The 4,943-nt window shown below is 43.3% G+C and carries 8 protein-coding genes; 3 read left to right on the top strand and 5 right to left on the bottom strand.

The window, feature by feature from the left end:
- Positions 1-426: hypothetical protein (locus tag LDL32_RS17740; RefSeq protein ID WP_233069284.1), on the bottom strand; the 426-nt coding region annotated here is incomplete at its 3' end.
- Positions 427-763: 337 nt separating this feature from the next.
- Here LDL32_RS17740 and LDL32_RS17745 point away from each other — a divergent pair.
- Positions 764-1,420, top strand: a complete 657-nt coding sequence (locus tag LDL32_RS17745; RefSeq protein WP_233069293.1) for a recombinase family protein — start codon at positions 764-766, stop codon at positions 1,418-1,420.
- A 17-nt stretch (positions 1,421-1,437) separates the two neighbouring features.
- Here the strand turns inward: LDL32_RS17745 and LDL32_RS17750 are convergent, their stop codons facing one another.
- The 4 genes from LDL32_RS17750 to LDL32_RS17765 form a co-directional block, all read right to left on the bottom strand.
- Positions 1,438-1,890: a hypothetical protein gene (locus tag LDL32_RS17750; RefSeq protein WP_233069302.1), complete on the bottom strand. Its 453-nt coding sequence runs from the start codon at positions 1,888-1,890 to the stop codon at positions 1,438-1,440.
- Between the two features lie 135 nt (positions 1,891-2,025).
- The gene (locus tag LDL32_RS17755; RefSeq protein ID WP_233069304.1) at positions 2,026-2,304 is read right to left on the bottom strand and encodes a hypothetical protein; all 279 of its coding nucleotides are present in this window, start codon (positions 2,302-2,304) and stop codon (positions 2,026-2,028) included.
- A complete protein-coding gene (locus LDL32_RS17760) occupies positions 2,301-2,972 on the bottom strand; it encodes a ParA family protein (RefSeq protein ID WP_233069306.1) in 672 nt (223 codons plus the stop codon). Before LDL32_RS17760 ends, LDL32_RS17755 begins: the two co-directional genes overlap by 4 nt.
- A gap of 342 nt (positions 2,973-3,314) precedes the next feature.
- Positions 3,315-3,872 carry a helix-turn-helix domain-containing protein gene (locus LDL32_RS17765; protein WP_233069307.1) on the bottom strand — a complete coding sequence of 186 codons (558 nt, stop codon included), beginning with the start codon at positions 3,870-3,872 and terminating at the stop codon, positions 3,315-3,317.
- A 313-nt stretch (positions 3,873-4,185) separates the two neighbouring features.
- Between LDL32_RS17765 and LDL32_RS17770 the strand changes: the two genes are divergently transcribed.
- Together LDL32_RS17770 and LDL32_RS17910 are read left to right on the top strand one after the other, a co-directional pair.
- The gene (locus LDL32_RS17770) at positions 4,186-4,458 is read left to right on the top strand and encodes a BrnT family toxin (RefSeq protein WP_233069309.1); all 273 of its coding nucleotides are present in this window, start codon (positions 4,186-4,188) and stop codon (positions 4,456-4,458) included.
- Positions 4,418-4,672 carry a BrnA antitoxin family protein gene (locus LDL32_RS17910; protein ID WP_255673981.1) on the top strand — a complete coding sequence of 85 codons (255 nt, stop codon included), beginning with the start codon at positions 4,418-4,420 and terminating at the stop codon, positions 4,670-4,672. The genes LDL32_RS17770 and LDL32_RS17910 overlap by 41 nt, the downstream gene beginning before the upstream one ends.
- Positions 4,673-4,943 lie beyond the last annotated feature (271 nt).

A 4,943-nucleotide genomic window follows, 5' to 3' on the forward strand; every position in this document is an offset into this window, starting at 1 on the left:
AAAATCCTTTGCTCCTTTTAAAAAGAATGGCTTCATTTTCATGTTTATCCATTCTTCTTCATTCGTGTCGAACATTTTATAAAGTTTCTCCTGGAGATACCTACCGATTACAACATTTGGAATATGAAGAAGAATGTTTAAATGTAGACCTCTTCCGCCAGCAGGGGTCATTTCTAGAGTAAGTAAATAGTATAAATCAAATTTATGAAGTTTTGATCTAGAGAAGTTTCTTAAAAAGTTAAGAACGTATCTTATACATTCTAATCTATTTTTTTCTTTTTGCTTCTGAGTGGAGTTTTGATGAACAGTGTAAACAGGTAAATCCTTACAAAGGATCACAAGATATACGTTTAAAGGATTATTCTTCCTAATTGCTGCCATATGGCAGTTATAGGAAACCTCTATATCTTTTTTATTTATTGTCATTATTTTCACCATATATTTTTATATGGTGGTTACATTTACACCTGTAGAAGTGTAGAAGTGTAGAAGTGTAGAAGTGTAGAAGTGTATGTATACATTTAGATTCGTGCATACCTAGAAGTATGTCGTATCCAATATGTTATTTTCAACAGAACAATATGTTTTATAAGTTTATTAATAAGTAGTTATTATTTATTTGTTTATCTCTTAAAACTTCTACAATAGTTTTATGTAACCACCTACTTATGCATTTACCCTTTTGGGAAATTGTTCGCTTGCTAAAACAATCGAACAGATTTAGGGTGTAAAAATGCAACCGAACAAGAGAACATGGTGAAAAATGGCCGTTTATGGATATGCCCGCGTCAGCACACTCCGCCAGGCGGATGAAGGTGAAAGCCTGGCTGTTCAAAATCGCCAGATCATTAATTATGCCGCTCTACACGGCTTCACTCTTGATCAGGTGTTTATAGAACGGGGAGTTTCAGGCTCTACATCGCTCTCTGAGCGGTCTGAAGGCCAGCTCTTGCTGAAAACCTTGAAACCAGGGGATTGCGTTATCACCCCTAAACTAGATCGGATGTTCAGGTCCGCCATTGATGCCCTGGGCATATTAGATCAGTTCAAATCCCAAGATATCGGTCTTCATATGATCGACCTGGGCGGAAATGTCTGTGGAGACGGCATCTCCAAATTGATGTTCACCATTTTGAGCGCCGTAGCTGAAGCTGAACGGGATCGAATTCGTGAACGGATTGCCCAGGTAAAAAGCGATCAAAAGCATCGTGGACGCTATTTAGGGGGGAAAATTCCATTTGGATTTGAATTAGGGCCAAATGGAAATTTGAATCCGATTCCTACACAACAGGAGGTTATTAACCTTGTTCAGGAATTGCGTCGTAAAAAAAATACGTTTAGATATATACAAAGTTTCTTAAAAAATAATGACATTAATATATCAATATCTACTATTCATAGGATATGCTTGGATAATTAATTTATATATATTCATTATTACTCACTTTTCTTTTCTCTTTTTACAAAAAAACCATATGCCACGCAACCGCACCTAATGGCCAAATCTATCTGTTTGTCGCTGTGATCAACCACCATAGTTTCTCCATTAATCACCTGCAAAACCTCTCCGTCTTTAATACGAGGAAAGACCCACAAAGGAAGCAGATAAAAACCTTTTTCCTTATCTCTCAGATAGAACCGAAAGTCCCACAAAACGTCATCAGGAAGGGACGCCAGTTCATCAACCGTGAACTTGTAATTGATATATTCGTGGTCCTTTGACCCTTCAAAAGCATTTCCGTTTATGAGCCGAGTTGTGGAATCACAGTAATGGACCACATTCGAATCTGAGGGGTCCAGTTCCAATGAAACCCCCATTTTGCCCATAAGCTCCATCATGTTGTTACGAACAACAAAAAGAACGTCTTCAGCCTTAAACTTTTTGGTCATCTGTTTTCTCCTTAGTCCAGAACCTATAGATATATCATCGCAAAATTTAAAAAAGGCATTGTAAATATCTTAGGGACATGCGTTTTGGCTAGGTGGTATACTCTTCAAAAGGGGAGCATAGGACAGGTCAAGTCGTCACCGATCCCCAAACTTACGGGCAGCATCTTCCCTATCGAATAGCTCAGTAATAGCTTTCTTGATGAGCTGAGAATTGTCCAGGCGGAGACGTGCGCGAAGGATAGCTACCTTCTCAACGGTCTCGACATCCAGATAACCGCCAATGTGTTTTAAACCCACGCGAGTCTTACTGGCTACCTTTGTTGGTGCGGTAAGAGCTGGAGCATCTACTGGTGCAGCAGGATCGCCACGTTTCATGGCAGCCAGGAAAGACGATACCGTTTGTTTTTTGCTCATTTCTGCACCTGTTCACGAGTGCAATTGTGCACAATTGCACTCGTTCTAATGTTCAATCGTTCTTTTATGCACATCCAAAGTGCAGCAATCTCTCGAGCAGCGCGGCTATCTGCCTCGGTTTCTGTTGCTGTCCTACCTTCACGGGCGGCGTCTCGATGAGCTTTCAGGCGTGCAATGGTGGGTAAGGCCATTTCTAGGTTCATGCTGGCAAAAACTTCTTGAGCAATCTCCTGCTCAGACTTGCCAGAAGGCTGGGTCATAGTCAGAATTGCAAGAGCAGGCTTCCCTGCTAAACGGGCCAGGCGTTCAGTACGTGCAACTTGTTCATAAGCTTCGATGTCGGGGGTGCACGGTATAAGCACCATGTCAGCTGCGTCCACAGCAGCGGGAGCCTCTGTGCTACGAGCTGGCGGAGTATCAATAAACACAAGATCACACCCAGCCTCAGATGCCCTTTTTAGGATCGCAGGCAACTCTCTTTCCGTCGAGAACTGCACAAGTGGAGTTTCCGCCTCTCTACGCTCGCTCCATGCGACTGTGGATTGCTGGCTGTCCATATCGATGACTAGCACGTTTAACCCTTCATGAGAGGCCACAACAGATAGGGATCGCGTCAGCCACGATTTTGCAACGCCCCCTTTTTGCATTGCTATTGCTAGTATTTTCATCTGCACGTCTACCCATGTTCATTTGTGCACAATTGCAACCGTTCATAATGGCAACTGTGCAGGTTCTCTTTATGATATATCCCAATTGAGCCGCTAAGAAAATAAGGCAAGGCATGGTGGGGGTGCCCGTCATTTATTCTACCCGATCTTTGGCTTTTGATATTTGACGGATAGATTCCGTGTTGCTTATTTTTTGATCTGACAAACGCTAGGTAGAACCTACTTAAATTGCATCTTTTAATCGCACATTGGATGATTTTCAGAAATTAAGACAAGTTTTCTCATTTTCTCATCTTCATGAGCATTGCGATGCTGGTGTTTGATATGGTGTTGGAAATGGAATTAGGTGCCGCCCTTATATCCTGCTTCCTGTGCGGTCATTCCTGCATCCATTCGAGCAAAGATCAGACGGTATTCCTCCAGCGTATGTGGCATAAGTCTATTATTTTGACTCTGAAAATCAATTTCGCTGCCATTTTGGCAGTTAGAAAGAAACCGCTGTTTCCTGCGGATTAAAGCATCGCGTAGCTTCTGGGTGGCATGAGCTGCTGCCACCTTGGCTTGTTCAAAGTCCATCAAAATCAAGCGATACCTATTAGGACCATTCACAAGCCGCCCTGATCGTCTGATACGCTGCCGTGTCCGTTCTACTATCCCCAACTCATACGCACGCTCCAGCGCTCGGATAACGGTCCTGACGGATGCACCAGCACGGGCAGCAATGCTTTCATGCGAGGGGAACAGGCCACGATGACCAACAAACGAGGCCAGGGCCTGCAAGGTCAGATGGGTCTTTGCAGTAATCTGGCCGGACTGTGTAAGGGTCCAGAGCTGGGAAGCAAACGAGGCAGTCATATCCGTCCTTTCAGACGGCGAGACACTTCCCTGGACATAAAGCATTGAACCAATCCTGGCCCAAAGCTATATTCCCATTGGATGCTCTGGCGGTTGCTAGCGCCTTTGCATCTGTCTCGCCGGTGCAACAGCGAGTTTCTGAAACCCTCGGAGCTTCCAACTCCGGGGGTTTCGCATTTTTAGGACAATGCAACGGATCGTAGGATTCTGGCAAGTTCTCGCATCTTGCCATCACCAGTAGCCTATCCTGGCCAGACATACCGAGCTGCTATTGCAACAGAAAGTTGAGTGAGGGCAAAGTCCTTAGTGTAGCTACAAAAAACTTGAAATCCATATTTTTTGTAGCTACATTAATTATATGGAAATTGAATATGACCCCGCGAAAAGGGAGAAAACCCTTCAAGAACGTGGCTTGGATTTCCATGATGCCAGTCTTCTCTTTTCCGGACGCACAGCCACATCACCGGATACGCGAAAAAACTACGGGGAAGACAGGTTCATAACAGCCGGGTTCATACGTGATAGACTGGTGGTGATGGTCTGGACGCCACGCGGAAAAGCCAAGCGCATAATCTCAATGAGGCATGCTCATGACACAGAAGAACGAATTTGGCGGCAACAAATGGATTGATCCTGATGACGCGCCAGAACTGACAGAAGCTTTTTTCAAGACAGCTACCATCGAAGATAATGGCAAGGTTATAAGGCGTGGCCGCCCCATCAATCACAATCCAAAACAGCAAGTCACAATACGCCTGGATGCCGATGTGTTGGCTGCTTTCAAACAAACAGGTGCCGGATGGCAAACACGTATTAATGACGCATTGCGAAAAGCAATTCGTTAAAACAGAAAAGGACTGATCATAATGATCAGCCCTTCTTATCATCGTTAATACGCGCTGAGTTCCTATATAATAATATTCGAATCACGTTTTTAATAATTTTACAATAAATTTTTTTGTATAAATATTATACAATTGATGTTTATCGCCCAGAAATGGGATGATATGTCATCAATCCGGTAGATTTTTTTAGCATATTGGGAATATACTATGGGCTGTTCATGGTGCGGGAAGGATTTTCAAGGTTTTGGCTCATATTGTTCCCGAAAATGTA

It is taken from the genome of Komagataeibacter sp. FNDCF1, assembly GCF_021295335.1.
GTDB lineage: Bacteria > Pseudomonadota > Alphaproteobacteria > Acetobacterales > Acetobacteraceae > Komagataeibacter.

What these genes read in the sequence shown, in the direction of transcription:
- LDL32_RS17745 (WP_233069293.1), top strand. Translation starts at nt 764, where the DNA reads ATGGCCGTTTATGGATATGCCCGCGTCAGCACACTCCGCCAGGCGGAT.
- LDL32_RS17750 (WP_233069302.1), bottom strand. Translation starts at nt 1,890, where the DNA reads ATGACCAAAAAGTTTAAGGCTGAAGACGTTCTTTTTGTTGTTCGTAAC.
- LDL32_RS17755 (WP_233069304.1), bottom strand. Translation starts at nt 2,304, where the DNA reads ATGAGCAAAAAACAAACGGTATCGTCTTTCCTGGCTGCCATGAAACGT.
- LDL32_RS17760 (WP_233069306.1), bottom strand. Translation starts at nt 2,972, where the DNA reads ATGAAAATACTAGCAATAGCAATGCAAAAAGGGGGCGTTGCAAAATCG.
- LDL32_RS17765 (WP_233069307.1), bottom strand. Translation starts at nt 3,872, where the DNA reads ATGCTTTATGTCCAGGGAAGTGTCTCGCCGTCTGAAAGGACGGATATG.
- LDL32_RS17770 (WP_233069309.1), top strand. Translation starts at nt 4,186, where the DNA reads ATGGAAATTGAATATGACCCCGCGAAAAGGGAGAAAACCCTTCAAGAA.
- LDL32_RS17910 (WP_255673981.1), top strand. Translation starts at nt 4,418, where the DNA reads ATGACACAGAAGAACGAATTTGGCGGCAACAAATGGATTGATCCTGAT.